This window comes from Corallococcus sp. AS-1-6 (assembly GCF_020037015.1).
Classification (GTDB): Bacteria; Myxococcota; Myxococcia; order Myxococcales; family Myxococcaceae; genus Corallococcus.
Window position 1 is genome coordinate 1 of the sequence record NZ_JAIQDE010000039.1, and the last position, 17,192, is coordinate 17,192.

The 17,192-nt window shown below is 71.9% G+C and carries 17 protein-coding genes; 9 read left to right on the forward strand and 8 right to left on the reverse strand.

The genetic code is table 11. The annotated features are described in order from the left end of the window. Positions 1-731: 731 nt before the first annotated feature. Positions 732-1,016: a hypothetical protein gene (locus K8612_RS35245; RefSeq protein ID WP_223743423.1), complete on the reverse strand. Its 285-nt coding sequence runs from the start codon at positions 1,014-1,016 to the stop codon at positions 732-734. 44 nt (positions 1,017-1,060) lie between these two features. Next, the gene (locus K8612_RS35250; RefSeq protein ID WP_223765465.1) at positions 1,061-1,777 is read right to left on the reverse strand and encodes a class I SAM-dependent methyltransferase; all 717 of its coding nucleotides are present in this window, start codon (positions 1,775-1,777) and stop codon (positions 1,061-1,063) included. Positions 1,778-2,112: 335 nt separating this feature from the next. Here K8612_RS35250 and K8612_RS35255 point away from each other — a divergent pair, with 335 nt between their 5' ends. Next, entirely contained in the window at positions 2,113-3,618 is a 1,506-nt protein-coding gene (locus K8612_RS35255; RefSeq protein WP_223765466.1) for an FG-GAP-like repeat-containing protein, read from the forward strand. Between the two features lie 18 nt (positions 3,619-3,636). Here the strand turns inward: K8612_RS35255 and K8612_RS35260 are convergent, their stop codons facing one another. Further along, positions 3,637-3,933 carry a hypothetical protein gene (locus K8612_RS35260; RefSeq protein WP_223765467.1) on the reverse strand — a complete coding sequence of 99 codons (297 nt, stop codon included), beginning with the start codon at positions 3,931-3,933 and terminating at the stop codon, positions 3,637-3,639. A 235-nt stretch (positions 3,934-4,168) separates the two neighbouring features. Here K8612_RS35260 and K8612_RS35265 point away from each other — a divergent pair, with 235 nt between their 5' ends. Further along, on the forward strand, positions 4,169-5,350 hold the full coding sequence (locus tag K8612_RS35265) for a bifunctional methionine sulfoxide reductase B/A protein (protein WP_223743419.1): 1,182 nt from the start codon (positions 4,169-4,171) through the stop codon (positions 5,348-5,350). A gap of 10 nt (positions 5,351-5,360) precedes the next feature. On the opposite strand, the gene K8612_RS35270 is transcribed toward K8612_RS35265, so the two are convergent. The 4 genes from K8612_RS35270 to K8612_RS35285 form a co-directional block, all read right to left on the reverse strand. Beyond that, entirely contained in the window at positions 5,361-6,623 is a 1,263-nt protein-coding gene (locus tag K8612_RS35270) for a trans-acting enoyl reductase family protein (protein WP_223765468.1), read from the reverse strand. Between the two features lie 90 nt (positions 6,624-6,713). After that, entirely contained in the window at positions 6,714-7,088 is a 375-nt protein-coding gene (locus tag K8612_RS35275; protein WP_223765469.1) for a DUF2256 and DUF3253 domain-containing protein, read from the reverse strand. Between the two features lie 74 nt (positions 7,089-7,162). Beyond that, positions 7,163-8,233 (reverse strand): glycosyltransferase, encoded by a 1,071-nt coding sequence (locus tag K8612_RS35280; RefSeq protein ID WP_223743416.1) that lies wholly within the window; start codon positions 8,231-8,233, stop codon positions 7,163-7,165. Beyond that, complete coding sequence (locus K8612_RS35285; RefSeq protein ID WP_223765470.1) at positions 8,230-9,369, reverse strand: glycosyltransferase; 1,140 nt, start codon at positions 9,367-9,369, stop codon at positions 8,230-8,232. The genes K8612_RS35280 and K8612_RS35285 overlap by 4 nt, the downstream gene beginning before the upstream one ends. 234 nt (positions 9,370-9,603) lie before the next feature. Between K8612_RS35285 and K8612_RS35290 the strand changes: the two genes are divergently transcribed. The 4 genes from K8612_RS35290 (at position 9,604) to K8612_RS35305 (ending at position 13,422) form a co-directional block, all read left to right on the forward strand. Further along, complete coding sequence (locus K8612_RS35290) at positions 9,604-9,990, forward strand: BlaI/MecI/CopY family transcriptional regulator (protein WP_223743414.1); 387 nt, start codon at positions 9,604-9,606, stop codon at positions 9,988-9,990. Beyond that, positions 9,987-11,816: a M56 family metallopeptidase gene (locus K8612_RS35295; RefSeq protein WP_223765471.1), complete on the forward strand. Its 1,830-nt coding sequence runs from the start codon at positions 9,987-9,989 to the stop codon at positions 11,814-11,816. The genes K8612_RS35290 and K8612_RS35295 overlap by 4 nt, the downstream gene beginning before the upstream one ends. A gap of 90 nt (positions 11,817-11,906) precedes the next feature. Next, positions 11,907-12,782, forward strand: coding sequence for a 4-hydroxy-3-methylbut-2-enyl diphosphate reductase (locus tag K8612_RS35300; RefSeq protein ID WP_223765472.1), 876 nt, complete (start codon positions 11,907-11,909; stop codon positions 12,780-12,782). 250 nt (positions 12,783-13,032) lie between these two features. After that, positions 13,033-13,422, forward strand: coding sequence for a VOC family protein (locus K8612_RS35305; RefSeq protein ID WP_223743411.1), 390 nt, complete (start codon positions 13,033-13,035; stop codon positions 13,420-13,422). On the opposite strand, the gene K8612_RS35310 is transcribed toward K8612_RS35305, so the two are convergent. After that, positions 13,419-14,027 carry a hypothetical protein gene (locus tag K8612_RS35310; RefSeq protein WP_223765473.1) on the reverse strand — a complete coding sequence of 203 codons (609 nt, stop codon included), beginning with the start codon at positions 14,025-14,027 and terminating at the stop codon, positions 13,419-13,421. The genes K8612_RS35305 and K8612_RS35310 overlap by 4 nt on opposite strands. A 118-nt stretch (positions 14,028-14,145) precedes the next feature. Between K8612_RS35310 and K8612_RS35315 the strand changes: the two genes are divergently transcribed. From K8612_RS35315 to K8612_RS35325, 3 genes are read left to right on the forward strand one after another with little or no spacing between them, the layout of a single operon-like run. Next, the gene (locus tag K8612_RS35315; RefSeq protein WP_370639983.1) at positions 14,146-14,973 is read left to right on the forward strand and encodes a lysophospholipid acyltransferase family protein; all 828 of its coding nucleotides are present in this window, start codon (positions 14,146-14,148) and stop codon (positions 14,971-14,973) included. Next, the gene (locus K8612_RS35320) at positions 14,970-15,911 is read left to right on the forward strand and encodes an NAD-dependent epimerase/dehydratase family protein (RefSeq protein ID WP_223743408.1); all 942 of its coding nucleotides are present in this window, start codon (positions 14,970-14,972) and stop codon (positions 15,909-15,911) included. The genes K8612_RS35315 and K8612_RS35320 overlap by 4 nt, the downstream gene beginning before the upstream one ends. After that, positions 15,901-17,130: an MFS transporter gene (locus K8612_RS35325; RefSeq protein WP_223765474.1), complete on the forward strand. Its 1,230-nt coding sequence runs from the start codon at positions 15,901-15,903 to the stop codon at positions 17,128-17,130. Before K8612_RS35320 ends, K8612_RS35325 begins: the two co-directional genes overlap by 11 nt. The last annotated feature ends 62 nt before the right edge of the window (positions 17,131-17,192 follow it).

Here is a 17,192-nt window from a genome sequence, read left to right on the forward strand (position 1 = left end):
CTGGGGAGCGCGTGCTTCCGGCTCCAGGACGCGGCGCGCTGGGAGTCGGGGGCAACCTGCGCCCAGGCGGAGTTCGAGTTGCTTCGGGAGGCGGCGCGGGTGGCGGAGCGGCCCGGGCATGTGCTCCTCGTCCAGTCCCTGCAACGGGCCTTCATGGGAGGCGCCGCCAAACTGCTGCCGCTGCTGGGCGGAGCCGCGCTGCGCTCGTGGGCCTCCCGCGCGATGGCAATCCTGCACGAGCGCGACGTGCGGGCGCTTCAGCACGAGCTGCCGACACTGATGAAGGCTTGCGATGAGCTTGTGCTGGATGCCTTCGCTCCTGCTCCCCAGGCACCTGCGCCCCCGGAGGCCCTTCTCACTCAAGAGGGCATCCTTGGTGCGACAGCGTCAGCCACCGGGCGGGAGGATGCTCTGGAGGTACTCCCTGCCGTCGCGGACCTGAGCCTCGATTGCCTTCCGCCTGCATCCGAGGTGCTCGGGGCTGCTCCGTACCCTCGGGCACAGGGCCTCTCCGTGGCTCCGACCCGTGAGGCGCCTCTGTCGCCAACAGCGCCGGGGCTGCCTCCTCATGAGCATGGAGGGGAACGCGCCGAAAGCGAGGAGATGGGCTCGGCCCCGGGCAACCTGCCCGACTGTCGGACGGAGGGGGACGGCTCGTCTCCGGAGAGTGGCCCCTCCTGCGCGAGGCTTGCTTCAGCGCAGAATGGGGCAATGCGGCTTGGGCTGCCTGATCAGCCGCCGTAGCAGTTCAGGGTCGAACCGCCACAGTAGCTGGAGCCGGAGTTGCTCCAGGAGCCCGCCGAGTTGGTGCAGATCTGGTTCTGCCGGCGCTCCAGCGTCGGCGTGCAGCAGCCCACCTTGATGGTGCGCGTCTGACCGGGGATGCAACTGGCCTGCGCGGACACCTCCTGCGTGTCCTCCTGCGCCGGCGCGCCCTCCTCCGGCGCCTCCACGCCACAGCCCACGGTTCCCAGCAGGCAGCCCACCAGCAACAGTCCCCGCTTCAGCGTCTTCATGTGTCGCTCCCGGTTGTCGTGATTCACGGCGGCCCGGGACGCTATCAGGGAGTTCCTTCTTCACCAGGATGAACGGGATTGCCTGAGCCCGGCAGTCGGGCCCACAACACCGTGGCGTTGGGCCGGGCTGGCTCCGGGGTGATGCCCAGCTTCTTGAAGTCCTTCGAGTAGCGCGAGCCCTTCAGCACCACCAGCCGGCGTGCCACACGCCGGGCCTCGTCCACCGTCTCGCGCGTCAGCGGCGCGTAGTCCGCGTGGCGGCGCAGCGCTTCGAACGCGGCGGAGGACTTGCGCTCGCGCTCGAACATCGGGTCGAAGAGCACCACGTCGAACGCGCCGTCCGGCAGCGTGCGCAGCCGCGCCGCCGCGTCCGCGTGCACCACGTCCACCGCGCAGGAGGCCGGGTGGCGAGGCAGCCCCGCGAGCCCGTGACGCACCAGCAGGTAGAGCGCCGGACTCTTCTCCAACGCGGTGACGTGGCCGCCAGGCCCCACCAGCCTCGCCGCCACCTGCGCATCCGCGCCCAGCCCCAGCGTGCAGTCCAGCACGCGCTCCCCTTCGCGCAGCCCCGCGACGCGCAGGAGCTGGTCCTCCTTCACGCCCGCGTCCAACTGCTTCACGCGCAGGTGCGCCAGGCCCGGCGAGAAGCGCAGCGTCCCTTCCGCGTCCACCAACGACACCGCCGTGGATTCGAAGACGACGAGCGCGTCCGCCGTGTCGGTGAGCAGCTTCTTCAGGGGCAGCTTGTGGTGACGCTCCACATACGGAACGCCCACCTCCTCCGCCGCGCACCGCGCACGGTGTGCGAGCTGTGCGTCCACCCGGTCCGACGTGGTGACCACCAACGGCTGGCGGGGGAAAGACAGGGTTCCAGACGGAAGGGACATGGGGCGGCACAGCCTACCCCGCGCGCAAGCCGTCCCTCCGGGGACATGCCCCTGTCCACCGCCCGTCACCCCACCCGCCCCCGGGACACATGGCCCCGCCCGGCCCCCCTTCTTACTTCTTCGACACCGCGCGGGGATGTCATGGAAACCGCGTTCATATGGCCTTGCCGGTTCAGGGCCGTGAATCGTGAATGAAGAGGGGGATGGACATGAGACACCCACGAATGGCCCATGCGGGCGTGATGCTGTTCAGCGTCGCGGTGCTGGTCGCCATGGCGCTGCCGCGGATGGCGGCCAGCCCGGCCCGGCCGCTGCTGGACGCGCCTCGCGCCTCTCCCACGGGGATGGGGCCGCGCGCCGTGGCGCTGGGAGACTTCGACGAGGACGGACACCTGGACGTCATCACGGCCAACCACACCGCGGGCACCGTGTCCGTGCTCCACAGCCTGGGGGACGGGACGTTCTCGCCCGGCCTGGAGCGGCCCACCGGCGCGCTGCCCGGCGCGGTCGCGGTGGGGGACTTCGACGGGGATGGCCACCTGGACGCGGTCACCAGCCACTTCGGGGGCACGGTGTCCGTGCTGCTGGGGCGCGGGGATGGGACGTTCGGGGCGCGGACCGACCACTCGGTGGGCGCGGAGCCCTCGGCCGTGGACGTGGGCGACCTGGACGGCGACGGCCGCCTGGACGTGGTGACGGCCAACGCGCTCGATGACTCCGTGTCGGTCCTGCTGAACCGGGGCTTTGGACAGTTCGTGTCCCAGAAGGACGTGACCACCGGCACCAACCCCTTCGCCGTGAAGGTGGGGGACGTCAACCACGACGGGAAGATGGACCTCATCACCGCGAACTTCGTGGACACGGTGTCGGTGCTGCTCGGCAACGGGGACGGGACGTTCCAGCAGCGCATGGACTTCGCCACGGGCAACGCGCCCTACTCCGTCGCGGTGGCGGACGTGGACGGCGACGGGAAGATGGACCTCGTCACCGCGAACTTCCGGGGCCAGAGCGTGTCCGTGCTGCACGGCAACGGCACCGGCGCGTTCCCTTCGCGCGCGGACTTCCCGGTGAAGGGCGGGCCGTACTTCGTCGCGCCCGGCGACTTCAACGGCGACGGGATGCTGGACCTCATCACCGCGAACTTCAACGAGGACACCGTGTCCCTGCTGCCCGGGCAGGGCCACGGCGCCTTCGGCGCGCCCACGCGCCTGCCCACCGGCGAGGGCCCCGCGGCGGTCGCGGTGGGTCTGCTCGACGGTGACCTGAAGCCGGACGTCGTCACCGCCAACACCCGGAGCCATGACGTGTCCGTGCTGCGCGCCGCCGCCTCGGCGGACGTGGAGGTGACGCTCACCGCCGTCCCCAGGCCGGGGGTGTCCGTGCCGCGCATCGACTACACGCTCACCGTCACGCAGCACGGGCCGGATCCGCTGACCCGGGCCGTCATCACCGTGGCGCTGCCCCCGGGCCTCCTGGCCAGCACCCGGGACTGCCTCATGGTCGCCGGCACGCTCCAGTGCGAGGTGGGACCGATGGCCGTGGGCGACACCGCCCTCCTGCGCTTCAGTGCACCGCTGCCGCGCTCCAGCGTGGGACTGTCCTACCGCATCACCGCCACGCGGACGCTCAGCGTCCCCGCCGACCCTCACTCCGCCAACGACGCCGCGAGCCAGGACTACGTGTCCCTGGGAGGGCTCGCCGCGACGTGGTGGTAGTGGTCCGGACGGAGCGCTTCAGCGCGAGCGCTTCAGCTTGGACCACATGAGCCCGACGAAGGTGTCGGGGGCGGGCTCCGCGGTCATCAGCTCCTCGTCTTCGTGACCGCGCACGGGTTGCGGCAGGGGCTTGGGGGCCACGGGAAACGGCAGGGGCTCACTGGTGTTCAGCCCCTGCGCGTGGCGCTCCATCACCTCCGCGAAGGAGCGCTGGGGCGCGCTGCGCTCCGACACCGGCGCGGCGCCCTCCACGCCCTGGAGGGCCCGGATGCGAAGGATGACGTTGGCGCCCTCCGCGCGTGAGATGCCCGTCACCCGCCCGATTGGACCTCGTGGCCCGCGTGCCCGGCTCATCGGCTCCCTCCCGGTCCTTGCCTGAAACCGTAGCCCTTCCAGCCCCCCGCCGGCCACTGCCCGTCCCTCCAGCGCGCCACGGAGAGGCCCGCCCGGCTGGCAGGTCTGCATCCCTCCGCTGTAACCGCCCCCGGGTGTCGCGCGTACGTTGAGGTGGCGCCCACTCTTCTGACGGCGCCCGGAGGCTTCGCGACCCATGTCGTCCGCCCGAGCAGTGTCCTCTTCCCCCCGCCTGTCGCTGGCGCGCCGGCTGTGGCCCGCCGTGCTGGTGCTGGCCACCGCCCTGAGCGCGTGCACCGAGGCGCGTGGCGCCCCGCCCGGCGGCAAGCCCGCGGCCACCGCGTCCGCGCCCGTGCAGGACGGCCGCGCGTACACGAAGCCGTCCGACGCGGAGCTGAAGCGCACCCTGTCCCCCCTGGCCTACCAGGTGACGCAGCACGAGGCCACCGAGCCTCCCTTCCGCAACGCGTACTGGAACAACCACGAGGAGGGGCTCTACGTCGACGTCGTCAGCGGCGAGCCGCTGTTCTCCTCGCGCGACAAGTTCGAGTCCGGCACCGGCTGGCCCAGCTTCACCCGCCCCCTGGACAAGGCCCACGTGGTGGAGAAGCGCGACAGCACCCTGGGCATGGAGCGCGTGGAGGTGCGCTCGAAGGACGGCGACTCGCACCTGGGCCACGTCTTCGAGGACGGCCCCGAGCCCACCGGCCTGCGCTACTGCATCAACTCCGCGTCGCTGCGCTTCATCCCCGTGAACGAGCTGGCCGCGAAGGGCTACGGCGCGTGGCTGCCCGCCTTCGGCCGCGCGGCCCCGAGCGAGCCCCAGGGCGCGCTCGCCCCCGCCGCGGGCGCCACCGTGCTGGCGAAGGCCACGGCCCCCACGCAGGCCTCGCGCGAGACGGCGTACCTGGCGGGCGGGTGCTTCTGGGGCATGGAGGACATCCTCCGCAAGATTCCGGGCGTCATCGACACGGAGGTCGGCTACACGGGCGGCGCGAAGAAGGGCGCTACCTACGAGGACGTGCACACCGGGGAGACGGGCCACGCGGAGGCCGTGCGCGTCGTCTTCAACCCGAAGCTGCTGACGTACGAGGCGCTGCTGGAGCAGTGGTTCTTCCGCATGCACGACCCGACGACGCTCAACCGCCAGGGCAACGACGTGGGCTCGCAGTACCGCTCCGCCATCTTCTACCTGTCGGACGAACAGCGCCGGACCGCGGAGGCGGTGAAGGCCCGCGTGGACAAGTCCGGCAGGTGGCCCCGGCCCGTCGTCACGCAAATCACCGCCGCCGGCGAGTGGGTGCCCGCCGAGGGCTACCACCAGGACTACCTGGTGAAGAACCCCGGCGGCTACACCTGCCACTACCTGCGTGACTGACGGAGCGCCCTCACGCGGCGCGGTCGTGCACCTCGAACGTCATGCCCGCCTTGCGCAGGCGCTCCACCAGCACCATGCCCATGGCGGACGCGGGGGTGAGCACACCGCCCCGCTTGGGAATGGTGTCGAAGGCGAGGCACAGCGCGGACTCCGCCAGCATGCGCGCCGTGGCCGCGTAGCCCGGGTCGCCCTTCGCCGCGACCTTCCCCTCCACCTTCACGCGCTGGCCGCTCTTGGGCGAGTGCCCCTCGCCCAGGAGCCGCACCTCGAAGTGGCCGCGCTCGCGCACGGTGGCGGACGGGCCCTCGCCCGGCGCGGGCAGCACGTGCTTCTCCAGGAGCTCCCGCACGGGGTCCACGTTCGACAGGACCATGAAGCCGCCCAGCCCCGCGGTGGTCGCCGCGGCGAGCGCCAGGCCCCTGGGCCCGGGGCCGAAGTCGGAGACCTCCGAGTAGAAGAAGTCCCGGCCCCACGGGTAGCCCAACAGCGCGTTGGAGCGGCGCACGACGCGCGTGTTGACGGAGGCCATCACGAAGGGCGCGGTCCACGTGCCCGTGTCCGGGCTCTTCTTCACCGTGGCCAGGTCGCGCTCCTCCTTCGTGCCCCGGGAGGGCTCCGGGTCCAGCGCGTGGGCGCTGGTCAGCACCTTCTTGAGGGCCGGCTCGGCCTTCACCGCCGCCAGGGTGTCCATCATGCTGGCGATGGTGCCGCCGCTGAAGCCGCCGCGCATGCGCGTCAGGTGGAAGCGCACCTGGTCGCAGTGGCCGCCGTGCTTCTCCCGCATGTAGTCCTGGACCATCAGCGTGCCCAGGTCGGAGGGGATGGAGTCGAAGCCGCAGGTGTGCACGATGCGGGCGCCCGTCTCGCGCGCCCGCGCGTCGTGGGCGTCGATGGTCTTGCGCATCCACTGCACCTCGCCCGTCAGGTCGCAGTAGTCCGTGCCGGCGCGGACGCAGGCGGCGACCAGCTCGTTGCCGTAGCGCGCGTAGGGGCCCACCGTGGAGATGATGACGCGCGTGCGCGCCACCATCGCGTCCAGCGAGGCCGCGTCCTTCGCGTCCGCGAGCACCACCGGCAGGTCCGCGAACTCCGGCCGCACCGTGGCCAGCTCCGAGCGGACCTGCGAAAGCTTGCCTTCATCCCGCCCGGCGAGGGCCCACTTCGCGCGGTGCGCGTCCTGGTTGCGCGCCAGGTACTCCGCCACCAGGCGGCCGGTGAATCCCGTGGCACCCCACAGGATGATGTCGAACGCGGGCTTCTTGTCGTGGGCCATGGGGCGGCGCGTAGCCGGACCCTCCATGTGCGCGCAAGCGCGATTCCACGCTGCGTGAACGCCCTGTGCAGGGCGCCACATCCCGGGACGTCAGGCGCGCAGGCGCAGCCGGAGGGGCCCACGCGCGGTGGACGGGTCCACCACCCGGCCCCCCTGGACGATGTCCAGCACGCCCCGCGCGACGAGCCTGCGCGCCGCCTCGCGCACGGGCTCCATGCACGCGCGCCAGTCCTCCCCACCCGACGCCCGGGCGACCTCCGAGGGGCACACGGTGGCGCCGCCCGCCCGCTGGGAGAGCAGCTCCAGGATGCGCGCCTCCCAGGGGGAGTCCCGCGCCTGGGTCCGCTTCCCCCGGCACGCGTCCGAGCAGTAGCGCACCTGTTCCCAGTCGCGCGCCCACTTGCGGCGCCAGGTGATGTCCCGGCCGCAGACGGCGCAGGGCTTGGGGGGCGGAGGCGAGGCCATGTGCCTCCATCGATGCGTCCCGCCCCGCCGGATTTCAACCCCGACCGACGCCAGCGCTCGCGCACCCGGAGGATTCAGCCCAGCGCCGCCTCCACCTCCAGGGCGCGGTGCGCGTACGTGTGCTCGGCCAGCACGCGCCGGAGCGCGGCCTGTCCCATGCGCCGCGCATCCTCCGGGGTGAGGCGCCGCAGGTGCTCGGTGACCTCTTCACCGGAGCGGGCCACCAGCACCTCGCGGCCGGGCTCCAGGAACTGCTCCACCCCCTCGAAAGCGTCGGTGATGAGACAGGCCCCCGCGCCCGCGGCCTCGAACACGCGCGGGGCCGGTGAGAAGCCGAAGCGCGCCATGCTGTCGCGGTGGAGGTTGAGCACCGCGCGCGCCGAGCAGTTCAGCGCGTTGTGGTCCTGCGTGTAGACGTGGCCCAGGCGCCCGACGTTGGCGGGCACGACGCGCTCCTCCCAGCCGTTGCCGCCCAGGAGCATGCGCGAGCGGGGCAGCGCCTCCGCGACCTTGAAGAAGCAGGCCTCCACGCGCGCCTCGCGATCCGGCAGCCGGTGGCCCAGGAAGGCCAGGTCACAGGCGAAGCGCGCCTCGGGCGCCGCGGGGTGGTGCGTGTCCGGGTCCACCGCGGGGGGGATGGACACGCAGTGCCTGGCTCCCAGCTCGCGGTACGCGTTCACCACCGGCGCGCCGCCGCCGGACGTGAGGATGTGGTCGAAGCGCGGGATGCACTGGCGGAAGAGGTGGTGGGCGTCCTTCGCCACGCGCTCCAGCGTGGCGGGCGCGCTCAAGTCCCAGAACACCACCTGCGTGCCGGAGCGGCGCAGCTCCAGCACGCGCGAATCCAGGTACGCGTCGAGCGCGCCCACGTCACTGGCCTTCACCACGACGTCCACGCCGAAGGCGTCATCCAGGCACTCGTCCACCGAGCCCAGGTTGTTGGAGTAGACGACGACGCGGGCCCAGTCCGGCGCCTGGAGGTCGCGGTGCTGCTGCCAGCCGGAGACGTCCGGTTCATAGACAGTGACCTGGTGGCCACGCGCGTGAAGGGCGCGGAGCAGGCCGCGGTAGCAGGTGGCCGCGCCGTTCCACCAGGTGGACACGACGCTGGCACCGAAGAAGGCGATGCGCAGGCCATGGCTCATGCGAGGACTCCTTCCGAGGACAGCGGATGGAGGGCGGCGCCAGACATCCCCAGCTCCTGACAGATGACGAGCAACGCCTCCACCCGGTGCGCGCAGGTGTGCCGTGACAATACCGTGCGCAGGCCTGCTTCCGCGAAGGCGTGCCGCATCTGCGCGTCCGAGACCAGCGCGGACAGGTGGCGCCGCATCTCGGCGCCGTCCCGGGCGACGAGGTAGTCCCGGCCCGCGGTGAAGAGCCCATCCGAGTCCTCCCAGGGGGACGACACCAGCGGGATGCCGCACGCCAGCGCTTCGAAGGGGCGGATGGTGGGGATGCCGGGCAGCAGCGTGGCGTAGGGCCGCCGGGGGATGTGCACGGTGACGCGCGCCTGGGAGAAGGCCAGGGGCACGCGGTGGTTGGGCAGCCAGCCGGCGTACTCGATGCCGGCTTCGAAGAGGGCGCGCAGGACTGGGGCCGGGTAGCGCACGCCGTGCACCCGCGCGGAGAGGCCCAGCTCGTGCACCGGCTCCACCAGGAACTCCTGCAGCTCCTGCGTGCGCTCGTCATCCCCCCCGTTGCCAATCCAGACCAGGTCCCGCACCTCGCGGTTGCGCGGACGCGGGTGGAACACGCGCACGTCCGCGGCCTCATGCCAGGTCCATGCGCGCTGGGCCCAGCCCTTCTCCATGTAGAGGTCGCGCAGCACGTCCCCGGAGGCGAGCACGCCGTCGTAGCGGGACAGCGCGTAGCGGGCCATCGACCCGGGCGCGCTGACACCGCGGTGCCAGGTGTCGTGGAAGAGGAGGCGGAAGCGGCCGCCGTCACGCCGCTTCGCGCCGATGCGGCGCACCAGGTCCGGCGGCGTCCAGGCGTGCACCAGCACCAGGTCCGCGTCATCGAGCACGGTTTCCAGGTCCAGCGCTTCGGGCGCGTAGCGCTCCGGACGCACGTGCGGGTAGAGGGCGCGGACCTCGTTGAGCACGGCCACGCCGTGGGGCTCCTCCAGCAGACACTGGAAGCTGCGCGAGTCCTCGGGTTCGAGCACGCGCACGGAGTGGCCTCGCGCGGCCAGCTCCGTCACCACGCCGCGCAGGAAGTGGGCGTCTCCATGGTTCCAGTCCGACAGCAGGGAGTGACAGAAGAGGATGACACGCATGGATGGACGGCTCCTCGGGCCCACACCGCCGCGTCCATGGGCCCGGTCGGGAAAACGGTAAACACCCCGCCGTCCGGTTCACCCCTCCCTGATGGCTTGTCTGGGCGCCAGCCTTCGCGTGCACCCCACACCTCCCTCCAGGGCCCCTTGCCCATGAAGTACGAAGGGCTTCGTTGACATCTACGAAATCGTTCGTATAACTATCCGTAGGAAGCGGTGAGGAGAGAGGAAGCCATGAGCCGAGGAAAGCTGCCGCGACCCACGGATGCCGAGCTGGCCATCCTGCGGGTGCTGTGGGACGGGGGCGCGCGCACGGTGCGCGAGGTCCACGAGACGCTCCAGGACGGGAGCGGCTACACCACCGTCCTGAAGACGATGCAGATCATGACGGAGAAGGGGCTGGTGACGCGGGACGAGTCCCAGCGCGCGCACGTCTACAGCGCCCGGCTCCCCCGGGAGAGCACCCAGCAGCAGTTGGTCACCGACCTGGTGGACCGCGTGTTCGGCGGTTCGCCGGCGCGGCTCGCCCTTCAGGCCCTGTCCACGAAGAAGACGTCCCCGGAGGAGCTGGCGGAGCTGCGCCAGTTGCTGGATTCGCTGGAGAAGGAGTCGGGGTCATGAACGGTCTCATTTTGGAAGCGGTGGGTTGGGCGCTCGTGCACCTGGTGTGGCAGGGCGCGTTCGTGGCGGTGGCCCTGGCGCTGGCGCTCCGGTGGGTGGGGCGGCGTTCCGCGAACCTGCGCTACGCGCTGGCGTGCGGCGCGCTGGGCATCATGCTGGCGCTGCCGGTGGCCACCGCGTGGCGGCATGCCTCGCGCGCGACGGAGCTCCGTCCGGCGCGCACGGCGGTCGTCCCGCGGCCCGTGGCGCCCATGCCGGTCCCGGTGTCCGCCGCCGTGGCGCGGCTGCCCGCGTCGCGTCCCCTGCCCGTGAAGGAGGCCGCGAGGCTGCCCCGGCTGGACGAACTGTTCCAGCAGGTGGGCGAGCACCTGCCCTGGCTGGTGCTCGCGTGGGGTCTGGGCGTGGCGACGTCGTCGCTGCGGCTGCTCAAGGGCTGGATGGGGCTGCGCCGGCAGGTGGACGAGGCGGTGCACGCGTCATGGGAATGGCAGCAGCGGCTGGAGGTGCTGGCGCGGCGGATGAACCTCACGCGTCCGGTGCGCCTGCTGGTGTCGTCGAAGCTGGACGTGCCGTCCACGCTGGGCTGGCTGAAGCCGGTGGTGCTGGTCCCCACGGCCACGCTCACCGGGCTGGCCGTGCGCGAGCTGGAGCTGGTGCTGGCCCACGAGCTGGCCCACATCCGCCGTCACGACTTCGCGGTGAACGTGGTGCAGACGCTGGTGGAGACGCTGCTCTTCTACCACCCGGCCGTGTGGTGGATGTCCCAGGTCATCCGCGTGGAGCGCGAGAACTGCTGTGACGACCTCGCGGTGCGGCAGGGCCCCGGCGCCCTCCCCTACGCCCGAGCGCTCACCGCCCTGGAGGCGCTGCGGTTGCAGGGCACGGACGCCAGCGGGCCCGCGATGTCCGCGCTGGGCGGTTCGCTGAAGGACCGCGTGCGGCGGTTGGTGGTGACGCCCGCGTCGCGGTGCTCGTCGCGCTGGGCGGCGGGGGTGTCCATCGTCACGCTGGCCAGCAGCCTGGCGCTGGCGGTGCCGCTGACGGCGCTCGCCGTGCAGCACCCCGCGAAGGCGCCGGAGTCGAAGGCCCTGGCGTCTCCTGCCGTGAGCGCCGCCGGGGCACCTGCCCCGCTCGCGGGCTCACAGCCGATGCCGCTCCCGGTCCTCGCGGCGCCCCCTGCTCCGCCCCCGGCGCCCGCTCCGGTCATCGCGCCGGTTCCGAACCCCGGGCCCTCCTCGAAGGAGGCGGCTCGCGCGGCGAGGAAGGCGTCGGACGATGCCGACGAGAAGACCCGCGTGGGTGTGGATCCGCTGAGCGTGGACCAGCTCGTCGCGCTAAAGATCGCGGGCGTCACGCCGGAGGTCGTCGAGCGCATCTCCGCCATGGGCTACGAGCCCACCGTGAACACGCTGGTGGGCTTCCAGCATGCCGGCGTCACTCCGGACTACGTGAAGTCCATGACGGACCGCTTCGGCCGGTCCATCTCCGCCGAACAGCTCATGGCCCTGAAACACCTGGGCGTCACGCCGGAGTGGCTGAAGCAGATGGCCGCCCTGGGCTTCGACACGGTGGACTCCGACGACCTGCTGTCCGCGAAGGCGCTGGGCATCAACGCCGCGTGGCTCAACGAACTGAAGGCCGCGGGCTTCGGGAAGCTGAGCCTGGATGAAGCCGTGCAGCTCCGTGCGCTGGGTGTCGACTCCCGCTACCTGCGCGAGCTGGAAGGCGCGGGCGTCAAGCCCACCACCGTGGATGAGCTGGTGCGCCTGCGCACCGGCGGCGTGGACGCGGACTTCATCCGCCGCATGCAGAAGCCCCGGAAGTAACCCCTCCCTTCCCCTCCCAAGCGGCCCCACCGCGCGCGCCTTCCCGGGCGCGCGGGAGGGCCGCGCCTTGCCCGAAAAGGAGTCGCCGTCATGACGTCTCGCCTGTCTCCGTGGCTCACCCTGGTCGTGATGCTCTTCACCCTTCCCGTCCTCGCCGCTGACGCACAACGCACCGGCACGTGGGGGGCGTCCGTGAAGGAGCAGCAGTTGCATCTGTCATTGCAGCCCAAGGACAGACCGGATTCGCACCACGGCTTCTCCGCGCCGCTCGCCGACTTCCAGGGGCTGTCCACCGCGGACGGCAGCAGCGCCCCCTTCAAGCTGGTCCGCGAAGCGGGCACGTTCGACTTCGAGGGCCGCTTCAAGGACGAACAGGGCGTGGGCACCTGGCGCTTCACCTCCGACGCGAGCTTCACGAAGAAGCTCGGGGAGCTGGGCATTCCCAAGCCAGACGCGGACCAGCAATTCCTCCTGGCCATCCTGAACGTCGGCCCGAAACGCGTCCAGGCGCTCGCGGCCGTGGGCCAGAAGGTGACCACGGTGGAGGAGCTGGTCCAGGTGGGCATCTTCAACGTCACCCCGGAATACGTCCGGGCCATGGCCGCGGAGGGCTACCCGAAGCTGACGCTCGAGCAGCTCGTGAGCTGCCGCATCCACAACGTCACGCCGGAGCGCATCCAGGGCCTCGCGGCGCTGGGGTTCAAGGGCCTGCCCCTGGACTCACTCCTGTCCATGAGCATCCACGGCGTGACGCCGGACTTCATCCGCGAGATGCGCGGCCTGGGCTTCAAGGACCTGAGCGCGGAGGAGCTGGTGTCCATGCGCATCCACGGCGTCACCGCCGCCTTCGTGAAGGAGATGCGCGACGCGGGCTACGAGAACGCCACCGCGCAAGACTTCGTCTCCATGCGCATCCACGGAATCGACTCCGTCTTCGTCCGCTCCCTGTCCAAGAAGCGCAAGTAGCCAGGCGCGGTGTCCTGGTCTCCCCTCCATCATCCGGCGCCACCGCGTGGACCGCGTCCATCGACTCCGTGAAGGTCTGGAAGCCGGGCCCGGGCATGAGCGGGCAGTAGGCCTTCTGTCCTGACGCGGACGGCGCACTTAAGGCCGTCCGCGCCTTTCACTCCGTCGTACCTTCCTCATGCTTTTCGGTGTATCCCTGGCTCCCCCCTCAACGGGCTTCCCCCCTGCCCGGCCCATCAGGAGCGCAGCCATGCACCACAGCCGACTCAGCACGTTCGTCATCGACTGCAAGGTCGAGGACCTCGAAGCCGCCACCCGCTTCTGGAGCGCGGCGCTGGGACGGAAGGCTAAGCCGGTGGACCCGGACTCGCCCCACTACCGCGAGCTGGAGGCGACGGACGCCGAGCCCTCGCTGCTCCTCCAGCAGGTGGAGCACGAGAGCCGCATCCACCTGGACATCGAGTCGGATGACCTGGACGCGGAGCTGGAGCGGCTGGAGGCCCTGGGCGCGAAGCGCGTCGCCTACGTGAAGCGCTGGTGGGTGATGGAGGCCCCCACGGGCCACCGCTTCTGCATCGTCCGCCCGCAGCGCGGTCCCCTGGAGGGCCGCGCCAACGTGTGGGACGGCGAGGGCCGCTAGAGGCGCCCGCCCTCGCCCGGGCCCAGCGCGGCCTGGAGCAGGTCCAGGAGCCCCGGCCACTCCTCGGCGGACAGCCACAGCCCCTCCGGCGCGTGCTCCGCGGTCATCCGCAGGGAGGAGGACTCGAAGAGGCGCGCCGCCAGGGCGCCCTCCTTCGGCAGCGCCCCCTCCACCCGGAGCACCTGCCCGTCCCAGGCCAGCCCCGGCGGCAGCAGCTTGCGCGCCAGGGCCTGGAGCGCGGCCCTCCCGGCCCCCGTGCGCAGCGCGCCCATCAGCAGGGACGAGGCGCCGGGGGACTCCTCCAGCTCCACCCGGCCCGGCGTGGCCAGCCACAGCGTGTAGCGCCCCCCGGCCAGCTCCACGCGCTGGGGGGTGGCCTCCACCCGCAGCTTCCAGCCGCGCACGTCCAGCCGCAGGTCGTACACGGACGGGGTGGTGTCCCAGGCGCGCAGGGTGAACCCCTTCACGCGGCCCAGCACGCCCCTGGACAGCGCCTCCACCCGCGCGTGCGACAGGCGCACCCGCCGCCCGGCCACGTCCACCGCCACCTGGTTGGACAGCCCCGCGGGCAGGGCCTTCGCCCACGCGACCACTCCGTCCAGCATTCCCGTCCACGGCTGCCCCGCCATCGTGCGTCACTCCCTGGGGGCCCGGCCGGGGCACCCGTCCAGCGCACAATGGGGGACGCGGGCCCCCCGTGCAAAGCGCACGCGCGGTGCTACGGTGCGCCCCGTGCCCCAGAGCGAGTCGCTGTCAGAGCGGGTGGAGCGGTTGGAGCTGCCCTTCAACGAGTACGGGGTCGACCCGTACGGCATCTCCAAGAAGCACCTGAAGCTGGCGCTGGAGTTCTTCGCCTTCCTCTACCGGAACTACTTCCGGGTGCGCTGCACCGGCGTGCAGCACATCCCCAAGAGGGGCCGGGGCATGCTGGTGGGCAACCACTCCGGCGGCGTCGCGGTGGACGGGATGATGGTGCTCACCTCCACCCTGCTGGAGATGGACCCGCCCCGGCTGGCGCAGGGCATGGTGGAGCGCTTCATCCACAAGTTCCCCGTGGCCTCGCTGTGGGCCAGCCGCACCGGCCAGTTCACCGGCCTGCCCGAGCACGCCGTGCGCCTCCTGGAGGACGACCGGCTGCTGATGATTTTCCCGGAGGGCGCCCGGGGCACCGCGAAGCTCTACCCGGACCGCTACTCGCTGGTGGACTTCGGCACGGGGTTCATCCGGCTGGCGCTCCAGACGCGCTCGCCCATCATCCCCTTCGCCTTCCTGGGCGGCGGCGCGGCCATCCCCACGGTCACCAACGCGTACGCGCTGGGCAAGCTCCTGGGCATCCCGTACGTCCCGCTGACGCCATACCTGCTGCCGCTGCCCCTGCCGGTGGGGCTGGAGATCCACTACGGCGAGCCGCTCGTCTTCGAGGGCACGGGCGACGAGGAGGACCACGTCATCCAGGGCTACGTGGACCAGGTGAAGGCGAGCATCCAGCGGCTCATCGAAGACAACCGCGCCGAGCGCAACCTGCGCCGGGCCCGGAGGCTGTTGCCATGAGGGTGTTGATCGCGGGCATCTCCGGCGGCATCGCGCGCAGGCTGGCGCTCAAGCTTCGGGACAGCGGCCATGAGGTCGCGGGCATCGACGTGCGCCCGTGGCGGGACGCGCCCAAGGGCATCGACATCCACCCGGTGGACATCCGCAAGCGCGCCGCCGAGGACGTCTTCCGCCGCTGGAAGCCGGAGGCCGTCATCCACATGGCCACGGTGACGGCGTTCACCGTGCAGGGCCACGAGCGCGGCCGCATCAACCTGGACGGCACCAAGGCCCTCTTCGACCACTGCGCGGCGCACGGCGTGAAGCAGGTGCTCTTCGTGGGCCGGCACACGTTCTACGGCGCGGCGCCGGACTCGCCGCTGTACCACAGCGAGGACGAGCCCCCGCGCGCGCTGGAGGCCATCCCGGAGCTGGCGGACCTGGTGGCCGCGGACCTGTACGCGGCGACGGCGCTGTGGCGCCTGCCGGACGTCACCACCGCGGTGCTGCGGCTCGTGTACACGCTGGGCACGCCGGGCACGGGCACGCTCGCGAACCTCCTGCGCGGCAAGCGCGTGCCCATGGTGCTGGGCTACGACCCGCTCTTCCACGTGCTCCAGGAGGAGGACGTGGTGACGGCGCTGCAGTTGGCGCTGGAGAAGCAGGTGCGCGGCATCTTCAACGTCGCGGGGCCCGCGCCCATGCCGCTGTCGGTCATCATCAAGGGCACGGGCCGCACGCCGGTGCCGCTGCCGTCGCCGGTGCTGTCGCTGCTCTTGGGGCGGGCGGGCTTCCCCCGGCTGTCCGTGGGGGCCACGGACCACCTGCGCTACCCCATCGTGGTGGACAACAAGCGCTTCCTGGAGGCCACGGGCTTCCACGCCGCCTACGACGAGGGCCGCATCCTGCGCGCGTACGCGGACGCGCTCCCGGTGGACCGGGCGGGTCATGGCGGCTGAGAGCGTGGCCGGCGCCTCCGCCGCCACGCCGGGCCTGCAGCGCCGGGTGGAGGCGGTGGTGTTCCTCACCGTGTTCCTGGACCTGGTGGGCTTCGGCATCGTCATCCCGATGCTGCCCTTCTACGTGCAGTCCATGGGCGGCTCGGCGCGCACGGTGGGCATCCTGCTGGGGTGCTTCAGCTTCACGCAGTTGCTCGCCACGCCGCTGCTCGGGCGCTACTCGGACCGGCACGGGCGGCGGTCGGTCATCCTGCTGAGCCTGCTGGCGAACGCGGTGGCGATGGCGCTGTTCGCGCTGGCCAGCCACCAGCGGCTGCTGCCGCTCCTGTTCGCGTCGCGCATCCTGGCGGGGGCCACGTCCGGCAACATCGCCGCGTGTCAGGCGGCGCTCGCGGACGTGACGACGAAGGAAACGCGCGCGAAGGCCATGGGGCGCATTGGCGCGGGCATCGGCCTGGGCATGGTGCTGGGGCCCACGCTGGGCGGCCTGTTCTCCGGCCTGGGGCCGTGGGTGCCGCCGCTGCTCGCCGGAGCCCTGGCGCTGGTGGGCTTCGCGGGCGCGCTCCTCGCGATGCCGGAGACGCACCCGGTGGAGAAGCGCGTGGCGGCGAAAGCCCAGACGCGCTGGTCCGCGCTGCGGGACGCGCCCCAGCGCAAGGCCCTGGGGATGGTGCTGGGGCTGTTCTTCGCGGTGTTCCTGTCCATGACCACGCTCCAGGTGGCGTTCGCGCTGCTGGTGCAGGCGCGGCTGGGCTGGGGCTCCAAGGAGGTGGGCTACACCTTCGCGGTGGTGGGGGGCCTGGGCATGGTCATCCAGGGCGGGCTGATTGGCCCGCTGTCGCGCGCGGCGGGTGAGTTCCGGCTGCTCATCTGCGGAGCGCTCCTGCTCGCGGGCGGCATGGCGGGGCTCGCGGTGTCTCACCAGGCGCTCGCGATGATGGCCTCCGTGGTGCTGGTGGGCGTGGGGACGGGCTTCCTGCAGCCCTTGATTTCGAGCCAGGCCTCCCAGGTCGCCCCGCCGTCCCAACAGGGCGCCGTGCTGGGTCTGGCGCAGTCGTGCGGTGGGCTGGCCCGCACGGTGGGTCCGGTGGCGAGTGGCTGGATGTATGCGTCATGGAGCACCCAGGCCCCCTTCCTGACGGGCATGGTGTCGGCGCTCGCGGCGGCGGTGCTGGGCGTGCTCCTCCATCGGGAAACCGGCGGCGACGCGGGGCGCTAAAGCCTTTCAGACCCACCCGGGTCCCTGCCTTCCCGGCAACGCCATACCTCCTTTGGGGGGCT